This is a genomic window from Stenotrophomonas maltophilia group sp. msm4 (genome assembly GCF_032025605.1).
GTDB classification, from domain to species: domain Bacteria; phylum Pseudomonadota; class Gammaproteobacteria; order Xanthomonadales; family Xanthomonadaceae; genus Stenotrophomonas; species Stenotrophomonas sepilia.
In genome coordinates this window covers 471,318-488,143 of the sequence record NZ_JAVSKK010000003.1, presented here as the reverse complement: position 1 = coordinate 488,143, position 16,826 = coordinate 471,318, and the positions used below count along the sequence as shown (strand labels likewise).

The 16,826-nt window shown below is 60.5% G+C and carries 12 protein-coding genes and 1 pseudogene; 3 read left to right on the top strand and 10 right to left on the bottom strand.

Annotation, left to right across the window (positions count from 1 at the left end; genetic code table 11):
* Positions 1–118 precede the first annotated feature (118 nt).
* The 5 genes from ROV93_RS16440 to ROV93_RS16420 all read right to left on the bottom strand — a co-directional run bounded on the left by ROV93_RS16440 (position 119) and on the right by ROV93_RS16420 (position 8,623).
* Positions 119–2,071 carry an ATP-binding protein gene (locus ROV93_RS16440; protein ID WP_046984209.1) on the bottom strand — a complete coding sequence of 651 codons (1,953 nt, stop codon included), beginning with the start codon at positions 2,069–2,071 and terminating at the stop codon, positions 119–121.
* Positions 2,072–3,079: 1,008 nt separating this feature from the next.
* Entirely contained in the window at positions 3,080–4,333 is a 1,254-nt protein-coding gene (locus ROV93_RS16435; RefSeq protein WP_049441981.1) for a site-specific integrase, read from the bottom strand.
* 98 nt (positions 4,334–4,431) lie between these two features.
* Positions 4,432–4,878, bottom strand: a complete 447-nt coding sequence (locus ROV93_RS16430) for a hypothetical protein (RefSeq protein ID WP_046984166.1) — start codon at positions 4,876–4,878, stop codon at positions 4,432–4,434.
* 35 nt (positions 4,879–4,913) lie between these two features.
* Positions 4,914–5,954, bottom strand: a complete 1,041-nt coding sequence (locus tag ROV93_RS16425; protein ID WP_160314167.1) for a tyrosine-type recombinase/integrase — start codon at positions 5,952–5,954, stop codon at positions 4,914–4,916.
* Positions 5,955–6,835: 881 nt separating this feature from the next.
* Positions 6,836–8,623: a hypothetical protein gene (locus tag ROV93_RS16420; RefSeq protein WP_049444361.1), complete on the bottom strand. Its 1,788-nt coding sequence runs from the start codon at positions 8,621–8,623 to the stop codon at positions 6,836–6,838.
* A gap of 381 nt (positions 8,624–9,004) precedes the next feature.
* On the opposite strand from ROV93_RS16420, the pseudogene ROV93_RS16415 reads away from it, so the two are divergent.
* Positions 9,005–9,478, top strand: a pseudogene (locus ROV93_RS16415) (ATP-binding protein); the annotation flags it as partial.
* A gap of 124 nt (positions 9,479–9,602) precedes the next feature.
* Here the strand turns inward: ROV93_RS16415 and ROV93_RS16410 are convergent.
* Entirely contained in the window at positions 9,603–9,989 is a 387-nt protein-coding gene (locus ROV93_RS16410) for a hypothetical protein (protein ID WP_072167970.1), read from the bottom strand.
* 73 nt (positions 9,990–10,062) lie between these two features.
* Complete coding sequence (locus tag ROV93_RS16405) at positions 10,063–12,381, bottom strand: TonB-dependent receptor (protein ID WP_072167971.1); 2,319 nt, start codon at positions 12,379–12,381, stop codon at positions 10,063–10,065.
* 301 nt (positions 12,382–12,682) lie between these two features.
* On the opposite strand from ROV93_RS16405, the gene ROV93_RS16400 reads away from it, so the two are divergent.
* Positions 12,683–13,216, top strand: coding sequence for a hypothetical protein (locus ROV93_RS16400; RefSeq protein ID WP_227836801.1), 534 nt, complete (start codon positions 12,683–12,685; stop codon positions 13,214–13,216).
* 15 nt (positions 13,217–13,231) lie between these two features.
* Here ROV93_RS16400 and yidA read toward each other — a convergent pair whose 3' ends face one another.
* Positions 13,232–14,065 (bottom strand): sugar-phosphatase, encoded by an 834-nt coding sequence (gene yidA / locus ROV93_RS16395; RefSeq protein ID WP_072167972.1) that lies wholly within the window; start codon positions 14,063–14,065, stop codon positions 13,232–13,234.
* Positions 14,066–14,214: 149 nt separating this feature from the next.
* On the opposite strand from yidA, the gene ROV93_RS16390 reads away from it, so the two are divergent.
* The gene (locus ROV93_RS16390) at positions 14,215–14,877 is read left to right on the top strand and encodes an exopolysaccharide biosynthesis protein (RefSeq protein WP_072167973.1); all 663 of its coding nucleotides are present in this window, start codon (positions 14,215–14,217) and stop codon (positions 14,875–14,877) included.
* Between the two features lie 131 nt (positions 14,878–15,008).
* Here the strand turns inward: ROV93_RS16390 and ROV93_RS16385 are convergent, their stop codons facing one another.
* Entirely contained in the window at positions 15,009–16,319 is a 1,311-nt protein-coding gene (locus ROV93_RS16385) for a sorbosone dehydrogenase family protein (RefSeq protein ID WP_072167974.1), read from the bottom strand.
* Positions 16,312–16,752, bottom strand: a complete 441-nt coding sequence (locus tag ROV93_RS16380; RefSeq protein ID WP_072167975.1) for a DUF2231 domain-containing protein — start codon at positions 16,750–16,752, stop codon at positions 16,312–16,314. The genes ROV93_RS16385 and ROV93_RS16380 overlap by 8 nt, the downstream gene beginning before the upstream one ends.
* Between the last annotated feature and the right edge of the window lie 74 nt (positions 16,753–16,826).

The window sequence follows — 16,826 nt, the reverse complement described above, 5'->3', positions numbered from 1 at the left end:
TAGCAGTTGATGAACGTGGTTTCTGAATAGGCCTTCCGGGAGCTCTGCCCCAGCGGGATTCGTCAACGATGTCTGCTTTCGGCCATAAGCGATCGTCTAACCCGGGCTAGACACCGCCCTACTCTGCCAGCGGAGCGAACGATGCTTGGCTTGGCGTCCCCATGACTTTCTGGACAAGCTCGTAACCAGAAACCTCCTCGTACCGTGAGGGTATTCTTGCCTTTAGCCCATGGAGGCGCCGGTTTGCTGTCAATGCGAGCTGGTTGTAAGTGGTCGCTGTTACCCGTCCGCGCTGGGCTCCGTTGTATTCCCGGTTATTGACAGTTGGGATATTGGATGCGACCGAATGGCCGACCACGAAGGCATGGAAGAAAGGCCCACCCTGTATGCCTCCGCTGGAGACAAGTTCATCGACATACTCTGCCGCCTGATTCATTTCTTTGCGACCGATTTCAGAACGCCCTTTTTTCAACTCGATGAGCAGGACATCGCGCATCATCACGAGCTGATCCTTGCCGGTATCAAAACTTTCCGTCCCGACGATTGAGAGAGTGGCATCGGAGAGGACGACGATGTCGGGGCGCTTCGCAGCATTAGCAAAGGTCTGATTCTGCTTTCTCGCTTTGAATAGACTGGTGGCGACTGTTCGCAGGGTGTTGTTCGATGCATACTCCGAACTGTCGAACTCCGGCCCAAATAGCCAACGCGCCTGCGTCACGAGCGGATGAAGGGTATGCAACTCGTCAGCTTCCGGGTCGCCGCTGAGCTTCTCCATGGCGGCAATGATGGACAAACGACTGTCGATCTCATCCAGAACCGTGAGCGCATCCTCCACAGTCCACTGTCCTAGCAATCGATCCAGCCCGTCGATGTCGTGCTCATCCAGCTGCATCAGCTTGTCAAGGAAACTTGAACCGCTTCGTGCCTTCTGAATCTTGATAACCGCTTTGACGACCTTGTTGAGGGTCTCCGGCGGTATCCCTGGCTGGTCATGCACCACGGTCTTTGTGAACTGGGCTACTTCAAGCATGGATCGCCTAGGTAGCGTCCGCAGATCCTCTCGATTCTTGTAGAGCGCGTCTTCTGAGTTCTCCTCGATCAGGTGGGCCGACAACTTCTCGACCATTTCCTGGGCATACCCGTTGGCCGCTTCGAAAAGGTGATCAGTTCGCTCCGTAGTCTTGAACTTCGACCAGTCTGGTTCGATTTCGGAAAGCCACTCCGATCCGCACTCAATCACGAGGGCATAGCGCTTGGCAAAGCGCACCCGCCCATCCAGAACGACCATCGGCCCAACGGTCCAACTCGGCAGCCCGACCAACCGATTGCTCACCCAAAACGCTACGCCTTGGTAGCGGGTGGATTTCGCTGTGCGTGTTGTGTCCACCACATACGCCGTGACATCAAAGCCAGGTTCGACCTGAATCTTGCGTTCCTCCAGAAGGCCCTCATGCTCAGACAGCGGGACGGACTGGCCGTTCACCGAAACGACGAACTGCGGATCGTGCAGGAAGCGTCCTGACAGGACCGTCCTGATCCGATCTGGATCTGGGCGGTGGCGTTCAACCTCCACCAACAACCGGGTGCCATGGCCCGAACGGGTGGCTGTCTCATGGCTTTGGATGTAGAACGGCGACGGCTGATTTCGGGTCCCAATCACGAAGGTAGAAAGAACGCCATTTGTCCAAGTTTCGACCGTGTAATGATCAGAAAAGCACAACAAGCCATGGCGACCAATACCGTTGCGTCCGAAGGCCATGCGTACCCAATCGTCGCGTTCGGAAGGAAACTGGACGTTCGCCCCTTGGCTTCGATGCCTGTTGTATCCCAAGGTCATCCAGCGCTTGCGAAACTGGTCCTCGGTCATCCCGTGGCCATCGTCTTCGACCGACAGCATGCCACTTGTTTCCTCCGGGATGATCACGGCAACCCTGGCAGCCCCTGCATCCCACGTGTTGGCCACCAGCTCAGTGAGCGCCATATCTGGGTCATAGCCAATCCGCCCGAGTGACCGCAGCACGTAGTCTTCCTCAAAGAGAGCTTGGTTGGCTGCCTTGCCCTTCTTGTCCATGGGAATATCCGCAAAGTACTTGATCGGTAATATGTGCAAGACTATGCCGCCTTCCGCCGAGTTTGGCAAAAAGCTAAGCCCAGCCCATCTCACCTGCCGCGACGCCAGCCGACGCGTGTGCTATTGCCGGAGCGCCGTTCAATCCCTCGCCCGCTCCGCTTGACCCACTTGGTAATCTCCGTCAGCACGCCGACCAGGAATGTGCCGTATAGACAGCCACTGAGCTAAGCGTCCGCTTTCGGCCAGAAGCGGATATCAGAGTTTCACGTCAGCAGCCCAGCTGCACCCGCTCAGCTGATGCGCTTTGGACTGGTTCCCGCGGGACGTTGAGCACAATCGGTATCGGCGCCAGCCCAAGCGCTCCTCCGGACTGTCCGGCCTCGCCCCCGCCCAAGCCGCTTTTCCAATGACCTCACCCATCCAAATAGAGTCAAATAGCGCTCCGAGAGCGGTTCGGTTCCGACCAGCAGCGCAACACGCGTGACCGAGCAATGCCTGGCCCAAGGCTCTGGGAACCTATAGCGAAGACGGTGCGGCCGACGATCAAGCACGCTACCGTTGCCCAGAATGCCTGAGCATCCAGCGGAGAGGGCACCGAGGGAAACGAGCTACACGCTCGAAGTACGACGCCAGCGAACAGCACGACCGCCAACGATTGAATTCCGGTCAGTGCAAGGGCGACTCGGAACGCGAACCATGTGCTTTCGGGCACTCACGCGCGCATCCATTATGGCTGTGAGCCCGTGTTGGTGATGCTTCGCTGGGACGCCTGGTGGGACGACCACAAGCGTGTGCATCGCATCCGCAAGGAAGAAGGCGCTTTTTACGGCGTCGCCGGCAACCGATCAAGGTGGTCACGACACCCAATACTCTGTAGGACATTCACTGTCCCCAGTGACGCCCTGTTCGATGGACGTCGCTTCCGGCTACTAGAGGTGCTGGATCGCCCGCACCACACCAACAGCAAAGGGCTCTCACCCATACCACCGGCGCCCCTGCACAAGCAGTTCATCCCAGCCCCATCCCTTGGTGGGCGAGTACACCCAGTTTCGGAGCCTTCTCAAGCTGCGAAGCAAGTGCGCTACGAACTCGGCTAAGCAGGGCTCTCCCTTCGGAGCTTTCTATCGCCGCTTCACCAAAAACCTCCAGTTCCCGGATGAGCTCGCCAATCTCCAAGGTCCCGCGGTTCTCGGCATCCGAGGCCATTTCCTGATAGGCCCAGTCAATGTAGTCCCACATGCTAGTAGGATTGGAGTGGCCGCTTAAAGAAGCCACCTGTGCGAGTACCGTTGCTGCTGCCTCAACGCCAAGAATCCCAATGTTTCGAAGCCTCTTGATCCGATCGATGACCTGAAGAGTTATGTACCTGTGTCGAAGCATATGAGCCGTAGCGCGCTCTGAAACTCCGGCAAGCGCCCGCAGATCCGAGAAAGTCTGGCTCACCGTTGCAGCAGCTAGCCTTGAACCGCTCTGAGAGCAGAAGACCCAACCCTTGTCGCGACTCCCCCGTCCGGACTTGGTATGGCGGCGCATATGCATTTCCCGTTGCACCCTGATGTACTTCATGACCTCCTGCAAAGTTAGTGCGGGAACAGGAACCAGACGTATAGGGTTCCCCCTCCTCTTCGAGGTCCGCACCTTCAGCATGCCATCACCCTTCGATGCATCAAGTACATCGGTGACCCTGATCCAAACAAGCTCTTCGCGCCTGATCCCGGTATCCGCGAGTATCAGGAGCATCGCGCGATTGCGACTCTTTACGAAGGTGCGCTTCGCGCTTCGCTCGCACTGCGCCAGGAGTCGGCGAAATACCTCAAGAGGCATTGGTCGTACGACTCGCTTTGCACCACTTGGAAGCATCGCTGCATGCCTGTCCGAGGACACCCGGTCCAGCCGTTTCGTCCTCACCACGCGCCTTTCAACCGTGATAATCGCCTGCTCACCAAGCCGGCCGATCTGGAAAGGGCCGAGACTGATACATTCGGCCCAGCCAATGAAAGCGAGAACACGTGAGAGGATACGATTGATGTGCCTTGCGCTGGACTCATCCCGAACCACCAGCCAATCAGCAAACTCGATCAGATGATCATCATCGATCTCTCTCAGCTCCAGGCGACGCAAGTACAGAAATCGTACCAGCAGGCTTAGCTCACTCGCATAGGTGGATATCGTACCTACCGTCAGCCCAAGGCGTCGGCAATGAACTAGGTACGCATTCACTTCCCAGCAAGAACGGCCGTTTGGGAAGAACACCACCTTCATGCCTCCTGCCGCGCCCCTATCGAGGAACGAGGTGACGCGTCCAACCCCCGGTAACCGGAATTGATTGCTGGCCCTCCTACACAAACCACCATCAATCTTCACTTCACTACCCGTAGGGAGCTAGAGCCGCGGTACCGATCGAAGTGTCGCTTTAGCTCATCGGCTGCGACCTCCGATCCAAGAGCCAGCCTCTTGAAGCGTTGCACGAGATCACTGTACCTAGCGGTCATGTCCAGAACAGCATCCTCCAGCCAAGCCTCATCTTCCTGCTGTGCAACAGGCTTCCTCGCGGCCCCCAGAAGCTCTCCGATGGCACGCCTAAACGCTTCCATCCCGCCTGGGTACAGCGATTCCACATTGTTCCTGAGTGTTCGAACCGACATCGGAAAGATGCCTCGAGCCTCATCATTCATCCCGGCAAGATCACTCATGCGTCTAAAGAGATCACTATGCTCTTCAAGAAGGGACCCAACTGCCACCGCCTCGTCCAGGATGGCGATGATGCCCCGAACACTCCGTTCAGCACGAAGCTGCTTGTCCCGCACACCCGCAGCTACCTGTCCTTTACTGAGCCTTGGCATCATTCCCCTCTGTGCGAAATGAGGATTGTGAACGTACTACGATCGCCGGTTGTAATCTGAATCGGCTTGACACTGATCTTTCGCTCCTCAGAGAGCATCTCCAGATACTCCAAGACATCATCATGATCGAGAACAGCGAGATCGTCGCTTCCGAAGTGCTCGAGAAGAAGCGCCTTCAATTTTTGGGCAGATTCCGAGCCATCACCTGAGTTCACAGCCGCCATCGCCAAACAGGCTTCTGCATGACTGATCTCCTTGCCCGTCATAGACTCCTTCACGTATCTCCAAGTCTCCTCGACATCATGATGACCCATGAGCCACGCGAGCGCAGGTAGAGATGACTCTTCCCCCTCCGAATGAAAGAATGTCATAGCAAAGCTCCTTCGCAGTTGATGAGGCTCAAGCACCCATCGCTTTCCGTCGGGGCCACGGAGATCAAAGTAGTCACTTATGAGCTGGAGAACGACGCGCGGATGATTCTCACTGAATGGCCTGATGCCCTGCATTCCGACGAAGAACATCACGCGATCATCCAGCAACGAATCCTCCCTGGGCATCACCCGAAGTAGTTGCGTCCTGAGATTGTTCATGATCGATATCGCCATGGCAACGATACGTGGCACAGGCTTGTCAAACCTCGGCCTCTCGTTCCCTTCCCCCCGCTTTGCCTGGTGAATCGTCAAGTGGTAGCGACCATCAGATGTCAGGAGCGCATGCAACCCCATGTCAATGATCTCGGATCTCCTTGCACAAGCAAACAAGGCCACAAGTCCAAAGCAAACACCTAGATGGATTCGGATCAGTCCGAGAACCAAAGGGAACAACCGATAGGGTTCCAAATCACAGTACCTGTCATCCCCTCTCTCCCTGAAACGCTGGGAAACGAACCTCGAACAGCGTACTAGTGGACCGGTTTCAATCAGCGCTTCCGCATCCTTCAACAATGCAGTTGGCGACCGGTGGCCAAGGTCACCACTTTGGGCGATTTCATCAATCAACCCTGCAAGGTGAGCCTCCAATGCAGGCGCCTCCTCAAGCATCCACGCACACGCTGACCTAACAAACTGCCTACAGACGGTCGGTGGCAATGTCGCCGTGCGGCCCGACTGTTCTCTGCGAAAAGGTCGGCAAGCATCGCGAACCTCGCGAACATTGCTCAAAGCCCACGCGCTTAGGGTCTGGACGGAGTGCGAGGCCTGAGCCAGTAGCGGAAAGATATCCGCATAGCCGCTGGTGGTACGAGCGCCGCGGCTTAAGTCGCGTTCTCCTCGGTACCCGTACTGGGTCAGATGGCTCCGAAATGCGGGACTACTGCGCAGCCTCTGCCAGTCCACCGATATAGCCGCGCCAATGGCGACCAAACTCAACTGGTTTGTTTCCGTCAAGCCAAAGTGGTTCCTAACCTCATCCGCGTCTAACCGTTCCAACGGAATCTCAGCCGAAAGGTAAGAGCTAAGGCGCTCAATGAACCGCCCCGTCCCGCAAGACCCCGCCTCAGCATAGGACTCCATGAATGCCTCTACGTCGTCCAGATGAGCGACTAGGAGTCCGTCACGCAGGAACTTCTCTTCGTACTTAAGGGCCAAGAACTCTGCGAAGAGAAACAGTGCGCCATGAACTGATCTGAGCGACCGGGTTGATCCACGTACCTTCGCTACGGCGATGATCAACGCCTTACATTGTTCACAGATAACTGCGTGAGATGATGTGCTCAATCGTCCCGTTGGTAGCAGTAGATCCCATCTCAGAACCTGCCCACCGCGACTCTTCTCACCGACTTGGCGCAGATCTCTCTTTCCCGTCTCAACTCTCCATACAGATTCGTGGACCGCGGATTTCAGCCACCACGGACGCACTAATGGGCTCAAACCGGTTTGGGTCCGACTGAAGAAGGACAGGACCTCCGAGGGAAGTTGAGCCATCACCGGATCTCCGGCAGCCGAATGCGAGAAATGATGACAGTCTTTCTAGCCAATGCACACTCGACAAGATCAGTGATCTCAATCAATGCCGGGGGCAATGGCGCGGTCAGCGCATCCACAAAGTCTCTCCAGAATCGCGGGGCAACTCCGGTCCGGAGATCAGGTCGATCCAGGAAGGTCGCACTGGCGCTTTCCAAGCGATCCCGGTAGAGCATTGCAACCGCCAGCGCATCAGGATCCTTACAGAGGATCAGTCCCGCGCCAGGAGAAGCGGCCTTGTACACACGGCGGGGAACCTGAGCTTCAGCAGCCTCGTCCGCGCTACCCGAGAGGAACAGGTGGAGGTCCTCAACCGTCGAGAAATCCGACACTTCAAGAAGCCGCTCGTGATCAGAAAATGCTTGAACGATCAGTCTGTTCTGGTGCCGCCTAACCTGCCTCTCAAACAAGGCGATGCGAAGGGCATTTGGGACGTAGTGCCCCAAGGTCGTCTTGACCGATCGGTGGCCAAATATCCTCGCCGCTACGACAAGATCACCATCTGCCTCAAGGAACTTTAGCACTCCGGAGTTCATTCGTAGATTCTTGTAGGTGAGCTTCTCTCTCCATGGAGCGAGCTCGGCATGGCGCTCCCCGAAGTTCGTTGCCCGGGTGACCATGCCGGCTCCCCTGACACTGCGCCAAGCTTCAGATGCACCAAGTGCATTCAGGAACGCTTTCTCCGAGAAGGCTTTCAAACGGTAGTCGAGGCTACTGATGCCAATCCAAAGATGGTTTGCATCCTTCCTTCTCCCTTCCTGGATCATCCGAGTACGTACGGGCTCGGTCCACTCGAAGACCTTCACAAGAACTCGCTGGGCAAGAGGCGAAAGCTCCACACTCTTCTCCTCGCCCGCACGCAGCTTCTCCACGCTAAAGCGGATACCCCCTTTTCCGACAAGACCATCGGAGGAGATGTAGGTTCCACCATGACGATCCCTTTCTATCCTGGCCCTGTACAACGCCACTGGGTTAAGAATCGGGTGTTCAATGAGTAGGATCAGTATGCAGACTGCCGCCTGCTTGCTACTCATGATGCCAAGGTATGGCAGGAGCTCGTTCTTTCCGAACGAAGAAACGAAGTCCCAGATTCTGCTAGACCCATCTAAGATGGATGCCTTGCTCGACTTCACATCGAATTTGCGTCGCTGCCTAGGAATCCCGCCCATATCAAAGACGCATATCCCCAAGGCAATCCTGAGACCCTTCTCATATCGCTCTTGATTCAGCAGGTGCCCCCAGTTCTCTCGGGAGAATCCGCCTCGGCGATGCGCCTTAAGCTCATGTAGTGAACCTACGTCGAAACGGCTAATTTCAGCCAAGCCTCTCTCTCGTTGAGCCACGAACTCCTCGAAGTCCTTCACTGCGCAGTGGAGAATCGTGTTTACTGCCTTCCCAAGTTTTTCCTGATAGCGATCTAGGTACTCTGCACTTCCATCAACGATTGAGATCGACTCGAAGAGATTGTCGTTGTATGAGTTCTGTGCCGAGTTCAAAGTCTTTGGGGCGTTGTTCAGGCACACTGGTGAGTTTGCAGCATGCTCCCTATCCGCAATGATGAGCGCGCGAGGCGGAGCGGAGATGGCAGCCAATTTCGATTCGACGAAGTTGATTGCACCGGTCTGAACAAGACAGGGGATGAATCGAACAAAGCTGGTCCACTGATTCGTGATCGTAGTTAGCGCGACTCCAACCGCCGCTCTGGCCGCGTAGAACTCACCCCGAAGATCAGACAGTTGCGCGACCAAGGCAGCGGAACTGATTCGACGACTTGGAGCCGGCCACCCCCTTCTTGCACCGAGGGCCTGCCAGAACTGAAGGACGCAGCGAACCGAGTACGTGTTCTGGGCCGCGACGTAGCGCCTTGATAGCTTGACAATTGCATCGACAAATGCGGCTTGACCGCGAGGTCCGATCCAACTCCGAAGAAATGTGAAGTCAATCGACGCTACTCCATGCGCCCGACCGATCGCCCTTACCGTGATCCAAAGTCCGTCCGGGCCCGTTTGGACCTCGCCGACACCCTTCTTCTTTCTAGTTGCCATGCAATGTGAGCTACCGTGGTGAGCAGAGCTAATTTGCCGCACCTTATCTTTTTTCCCAAGCACTATTCCTCACAAAACATCTGGATGAATCCTTGCCCCTGTGGCTGGGCCGGCGACCGCAGTAACCGCTGCCTGTGCAGTGATGAGCGCATCAACCGCTACCGTGCGCGGGTTTCTGGCCCGCTGCTGGACCGCATCGACCTGCATATCAGTGTGGCGCGTATGGACGCAGTGGAGTTGCGGGAGAGCACGCCACTGGGTGAGCCCAGTGCTGCGGTACGTGCACGGGTGGAAGCCGCCCATGCCCGGCAGCAGGCGCGCGGCGGGCTCAATGCGCATCTGCCGCCAGCGGCGCTGCGAGCCTGTACCCGACTCAGCGAGGCAGATCAGGACATGCTGGAGCAGGCCATCGAGCGTCTGCAGCTTTCCGCACGTGCGATGCACCGGATTCTGCGGGTGGCGCGCACGATTGCGGATCTGGCGGGTTGCGAGGTGATCCAGACCGCGCATCTGGCTGAAGCGATTGGCTATCGGCAGTTGGACCGGGGAAAGCCTTAGAAATGCCGGTCGGGTTGGCTATTGGTAGAGTCGACCGTTGGTCGACTCTCGCGCGAAGCGCGGCCTTCTGAGAGGTAGATGCGAAGAGCGGTCGACTAACAGTCGACCCCACCAAGGGCAGGCATCAGGCTGCCGAATGCACCCGTCCCCGCTTCGCCAGCAACGCCACCCGACGGCTGACCAGCGCATGGAGCTCCGCCAGCTCCGATGCCCGGCCAGCCGTCATGTTCCCGCCGAACAACACCCGCGACAACGCCGCCTCGTCGCTGTCGTGCGGGTGCTGCCAGCGGTCGCGATACACCTTCTGGCACACCAGCCAGGCCCGGCGCAGCCCACCGCCGGGCAGCGGGCGGACCACGCGTTCGTAGACGTGCCAGAACTGGTACTCGGCCTGCAGGTCGATCACAGGTGCCACGGACGGCGCCTGCCGGGGCCGTCCTGGGCCTCGGATGCCGAACAACCGGGTTGGCGGGGTCTGCTGTGCCATGCGCACAGGATGACCCAGCAACATTGTGGGAACCTTGCGTCGCCGCCAGAAAATCCCTGTTGATTGCGCAAGGCGGGGTTTGGGCGTTTCTAGGGGGTCAGAACGCCATCGAGGTACTGAACATCAGCTGCCGTGGCGCGCTGCGCTGCAGAGTCTGGTAGTCCCCCGAGAACGACGAGCCGGCGATGGTGGCGGTGCCGATGTTGTGGCGATTGAACAGGTTGCTCACGTCCAGCCGCAGCTCCAGCCCGGGCACTGGGCTGTCCGCACCGAATCGATACGCAGCATAGGTGTTGACCTGCCAGAACATGGGCACGCGGATGTCGTTCTCGTAGGTGAAGGGCTGGCGCAGGTACGAGGTGCTGGTGGCACCGAAACGCCAGTCACCGAAGTGGGCGGACAGGTCGCTGACCAGCGAGATCTGTGGGTAGCCCGGCTGGGCGTTGCCCTTGATCGGGTACACCGTGTCACCCACCGCGAAATCGCTGTCGTAGTACGAACGGGCCACGGCCACGCCCTGGTAGAACTGCAGGTGGTCGGTGAGGTCGGCGGTGGTGCCAAGGCCGGCACCGATCACGTGCATCTTCGGCATCAGCCGCACGGTGTTGATCTGCGTGAACTGTGTACCGATGGCTGCTGACAGCAGGCGGTTGCGGATGTCGTTGTAGAACACGTCGCCGGTGATCGTCAGCCGATCGAAGCGATGCGACGCGCCTACGGTGAGGTTCCAGTTCTTCTCCGGGCGCAGCGTGCCGGCCACGCGGTCGAACTCTTCCTGGTCGGTGATGGTCCAGGCCGAGGCGGTGTAGCCGATGTTGCCGCGCTGGGCCACGCGGTAGCCGTTCATGGTGTTGGCCAGGTCGATGAAGGCATCGGTGGATTCGGTCGGGCTCCAGAACAGCGAGACATGCGGCAGGAAGTTGCTCTTCGCGCGCAGCGTGCCGTTCACCGGACGATCCCTGGCATCACCGAGGCCGCCACCGCGGGTGCGGAAGTCCACGGCCTTGAAGCCAACATCCAGCTTCAGCGTGTCGTTCAACACGATGTCGTCCTGCAGGTAGAACTGGCGAGAGCGGGTTACCCAGCTCGATGCGTTGTCGGTCTTGAACGCGGGGCCGTACACATCGAACGGACCGGTGGCCTTCAGCGGCGGGCCCTCGCCCAGCAGTGGCTGCTGGTACCACTCGGTCTTGGCGGCAGCCTTGCTCTTCTCCTGCCAGAAACCGGCGGTGAAGGTGTGCGCGCCGGTCTCGAACTGCACGTTGACCATGCCGCCCAGCCGGTTGAGGCGCGGCGTCTGCACCTGTTCGGAGAACGGTGCGCCGTTGGGTGACGGTACGGTCGGGTCGGCCAGCGTGGCCTGGGTGTGGCTGTTCGCGTTGTACAGCTGCACGTTGCCGCTCAGTGCCGGGGTGATCTGGAAGCGATGGTTGATCGAGGAAACGCGGTCGCGGGTGATTTGGCCGGTGTCGTACGGAATCAGTTCGGACAGCTCACCGCAGGTGTAGGCGCCGCAGGACTGGTCCGCAGTCTCCGGTGAGGCCACGTACCAGGCCCACGCATAATCGGGATAGAAGATGTCGGCCTTCCAGCCCAGCTTGTGGATCATGTCGAAGGAGATGTTGTTGTAGCCCCAGACCTTGGCCTTGCTGTCGGACAGGAACACGGTGAAATCGCCCCAGACGACGTCCTGCTGGAGCTTCAGGTCGCCGCGCAGGAAGTTCTGCGTGCCCTCGCCCTGGTACTTGTCGGCGGACACGCGCTGCAGGTCGACCAGCACTTTCGGGCCATGCTCACCGAGCTGGCCGCTCTGCCCGGATACGGTGGTGACCGATGTGCTGTTGCCGCCCACGCCCTGCTTCACGCGCAGGCTGGGCGTGTCCTGCAGGTCGCGCAGCCGGTATTCCAGGCTGCCGCCGTTGACGCTGCTGGAGAATACGCTGACCGGTGCGCCACCGGGGCTGACCGTGATCGCGCCGATGCCATCGGGAACGCCCACGTTCACCACGCTGGTGCCGGTGAGCGAGAGGAAGCCGTTGTCGTTCAGCGGCACGCCCTCGAAGGTGATGCCCATTTCATTCATGCGGAAGCCGCGCACGAACAGGCTGGTGGCCGAGATATCCAGGCCCAGCCCGTCGGTGGCGGTGTAGCTGGCGCCCGGCACCTGCTTGAGCATGGCCAGGCCGTTGTTGCCGGTGACCATCGCGTCGAGGTCTTCGGCCTTGATGATGTAGCGGTTGGGACCGACCACCTGGGTCGGTGCCACGGCGGCGCCACGCGGCGTGGCGATGACCTGCAGGGCATTGAGCGTGGTGGGCGTGTCGTGCGCAGTGTCAGGCGACTCGGCGGCGTAGGCCGGTGTAGCAATGGCGGCGAAGATCGCAAAGGCAAGGCGCGTCGTGGGTGGGGTGTTCATGGACAGATCCAGGGTGCAGGGAGAGAGCGGCGCAGGCGCACGCCCAGCGCGTTGCAGCGCCGGTGTCGGCGCCCTGGCTGGCGATGCGATTGCGTTGAGGGAGCGACGGCGCGGTGCGCGCCGGTCAGTGGCAGAGGAAGACGATCCTCTGCCTCAGAATTCGATGGGGTGATTTCGACGTGCGGAATTCTTGCATCGCACTGCCGCACTCGCTATTGCACGGTGGTACAGCGCGGCTATACGCAGGTATCGTCCTGTCCGGTATCTTCAGATACCCGATTCCAGATTGACAGGAGCCTTGATGATCCGCTGGACCACCTGGAAAGCAATAGCCACCGTTGGCATGATGTCGCTTTCGTGCATGGAAACTGCGCTATCGCACGACAGAGTTGAAGTGCGTTCCCCACAGCGTCTGGATGTCCTGATCGACGCGCTCGTCACCACGCCGTCGCCGATCAGCCCGGCCCAGTTGCATGAGCTGGGCATCATCGCGCCGTTTTCATTTGAGAAGGATGCAGGACCGCGCATCTACCGGTCACAGCCGATGCTGACCGCCGATGGCTTTGCCATCGATAACGTGGAGTATCGCGTTATACGCGGCAAGGACGATGAAATCCGCCTTCTGTTCGTCACGTTCGTGGATACGCCATGCTTCCCACTGGAGCGGTTGGCTATGCGTTACACCCTGCAGCCATTCATCTATCCACCCAGCCATGGTGCGCCATTGATCGCGCGGAACCACGAGCAGCACCATTCGCTCACCGTAGGAGCGCAGGAGATCATCGTCCGCAGCCAGCGCGATGCTCCGCACTGCGTGCTGGGCCTGAGGCGCTGAGCGCCGCTTGGCGCCTCAACGCAATACGTAGGTCTCAATGGCGCGCGCCACGCCGTCATCAGCATTGCTGCTGGTCTCAAACCGCGCCACCGCCTTCACCGCGTCGATGGCATTGCCCATCGCCACGCTGGTGCCGGCGTACTGCAGCATGGTCAGGTCGTTCTCCTGGTCGCCGATGGCCATCACGTTGGCACGGTCGATGCCCAGGTGCTCGGCCAGCTTCTGCAGGCTCGGGCCCTTGCCGGCGCGGTGGTCGAACACTTCCAGGAAGAACGGCGCGCTCTTCAGTACCGCGAAGCGCTCGGTCAGTTCGCTGGGCAGGCGCGCGATGGCGGCATCCAGCACGTCCGGCGCGTCGATCATCATCAGCTTGATGAAGGACATCGATGGATCCATGTCCTCCACGCGGCGGTACGACAGCGGCATCCGCGAGAGATGCGAGTCGGCCACGGTGTAGTAGCTGATGTCCTGGTTGGGCGTGTACATGCGCCGGCTGTCCAGCGCCTGGAAGTGCACGCCCAGGTCGCGGGCGACCTGCTCGCAGAACAGGAAGTCGTCGAAGCTGAGCGGATACTCGACCACGGTTTCGCGCGTGCCGATGCGCTGCACCAGGCCGCCATTGCAGGCGATGCAGTAGTCGTCGTTGCCGTTGATGCCGAGCTCGTGCAGGTACGGCGCCAGGCCGGGGACCGGGCGGCCACTGGTCAGCACGATGTGCACGCCCAGTGCGCGCGCCTGCGCGATGGCCTGCCGAGCGCGTGCGGTGAGCTGGTGCGACGGGTCCAGCAGCGTGCCATCCATGTCGATGGCGACCAGTTCGATGGTCGATTGCCGGCGGCCCATGTCCATTGCGTTCAACTCGTGCGGGGCACGCCAGTTTAACCCCTCATGCCCGGTTCACCTCTTTGCCCACGTTGGCCGGGATACTGCGGGAGCCTGTGCGTCCCCCACCGCAGGACGGCCCGTTGACCGCCCTTCCTTGGAGAACCTTGCGACGCATGACCTACCGTGCCCCCGAAACCAATGACAGCGCGCCCCTGGCCCAGCAGATCGAACAGATGATCGACGAGCTGCCCGGCGACCAGGTGAGCGTCGGCACCCTGCTCAGCGCGCTGGGCGATGAGGGCCTGCTGCTGATCGTGATCCTGCTCTCGGCCATCTTCATCATTCCGGTGTCGATTCCCGGGCTGAGTACAGTGTTTGGCGCCACGATCCTGCTGATCGGCCTGAGCCGGGTGCGCAACCGCCCGCTGTGGGTGCCACAGAAGCTGGCCCGCCGCGAGATCGCCACCGACAAGCTGAAGGCCAACCTCGGCCGTGCGCTGAAATGGGTGCACCGCATGGAGCGGCTGTCGCGGCCGATGCGGCTGGCGGTGATGGTGCGCTCGAAGAAGATGATGCGCCTGAACAACCTGATGCTGGTGTTCGCGACCCTGCTGTTGATGGCGCCGGCCGGACCGATTCCCTTCAGCAACACGCTGCCGGCGCTGGCGCTGATGTCGTTTGCGATTGGCTTCATCCAGCGCGATGGTGCGGCGGTGGCGGCCGGTTACGGTTTCGTGGTGGCAACGGTGGTGTATTTCGGCGTGCTGCTGGGCGGCGTGGGATTTGCTGCGGAATCGGTGTTCAGCGGGTTCCGCAGCAGTACCGCGGAACTGTAGAGCCGAGCCCACGCTCGGCTGCTGTTCGCTCGGTGCACGGAAACCCGCGCGCTGCGCGCGTAAGCCGAGCATGGGCTCGGCTCTACAAAGGCCGGATCCACAGCAGTCGAGTGTGGCTCGACGCTACACAGCTACTTGGCCGACACCCGCCACACCACGTCGCCCACGTCGTCGGCCACCAGCAATGCGCCTTCGGCATCCATCGCCATGCCCACCGGTGCGCCCATCAGGGTCTTCTCGTCCTTCGATGCAAAGCCGCTGACCACGGTCTGCGGCCGCCCGGTCGGCTTGCCGTCCTTGAACGAGACGTAGACCACTTCATAGCCGCTCAATGGCGAGCGGTCCCAGCTGCCGTGCTCGCCGATGAAGGCACCGCCGTGGTACTGCGGCGGCAGCGCCTGGCCGGTGTAGAACAGCAGGCCCAGCGGTGCCACGTGCGAGCCGATGGCATAGTCCGGCACGATCGCCTTGGCCACCAGGTCCGGCCGCTGCGGCTGCACGCGTTCGTCCACGTGCTGGCCGTAGTAGCTGTAGGGCCAGCCGTAGAAGCCATCTTCCTTCACCGAGGTGAGGTAGTCCGGCACCAGGTCGGCACCGATCTCATCGCGCTCGTTTGCCACGGCCCACAGCTGGCCAGTGCTCGGCTCCCAGTCCAGCCCGGTCGGGTTGCGGATGCCCGACGCAAAGATGCGGCTGCCGCGGGTGGCTACGTCCACCTCCAGCACGACCGCGCGGCGGTATTCGACGGCCAGGCCATTTTCAGTAATGTTGCTGTTGGAGCCGACGCCCACGTACAGCTTGCTGCCATCGCGGCTGGCCAGCAGTTCCTTGGTCCAGTGGTGGTTGATGGTGCTGGGCAGGTCGGTGAACTCGCGGCCCTTGTCGGACATGCGGGTTTCGCCGGGCACATAGTGGTACTGCATGATGTTGCCGGTGTTGGCCACGTACAGCGTGTCGCCGATCAGCTGGATGCCGAACGGCGAATGCAGGCCCTCGATGTAGACATGCTGGGTCCAGGTGTTCGTTCCCGGCGTGCGGCGCAGCAGGGTGACCCGGTTCCCGCCCTTGCCGGCCTTGCCCGAGCGCGCTTTGACCTTGCCGGCAATCCACTGCTTGGGCGTGGTGACCGGTTCTTCGCCGGGGCCGTTGCCTTCCACCACCAGTACATCGCCATTGGGCAGGGTCAGCAGGCGCCGCGGATGCTGCAGGTTGGCGGCGATGCGCTCGATCTTCAGGCCCTCGGCCACCGTGGGGGTCTGTCCATCAGCCCAGCCGACGCCCTTGGGCACCTGCATCGGCGGCATCAGGAAGTTGGCCGGCTTGGGCAGTGGCGGTTGCGGGCCCGACTGGTCGGCGGGATGGTATTCAGCCTTGCCGGCGCAGGCCGACAGCATCACGGCCAGCGCCAGGGCGCCCATGGTGGGCAGGATGTGCTTAGCCATGACGACCTCCCTGCAGCACCGGCGGCTGCAGTGACAGCAGGATCAGGCCCAGGGCGATCAGGGCCACGGTCAGCGCCGACAGGATCGTGCCCGGCACTGCAACGGCATACGCATCACGGCTGTGCACGAAGGCATTCCAGATGGCCAGCACTACCGCGACCAGGTTGAGGAAGAAGTCAATGCGGTCGATGCGGGTGGCCGTGCCGTCGCGGCGCCAGACTGCGAACAGGTTGATCAGGCGCGGCACGATGGCGATCAGCAGGCCGAAGGTGATCAGCCAGGCGGCTGCCTTGCCCCACATCACCTCGGCGCTGTTGAGGTAGATCGCGTCGAAGATCAAGGCGCCGACGAAGAAGCCGAAGGGTATCGGGTTCAACAGGCTGAACAGTGTGGTGCCGAGGCCGCGATGGGCCTGGGCGAGCGGATTGACCATCGTCGTGCTCCGTGCGGAAGGGTGCACGGGCTGTAGTAGCACAGCGCGATGTGAGGGCGCGCGATGATGCCCCG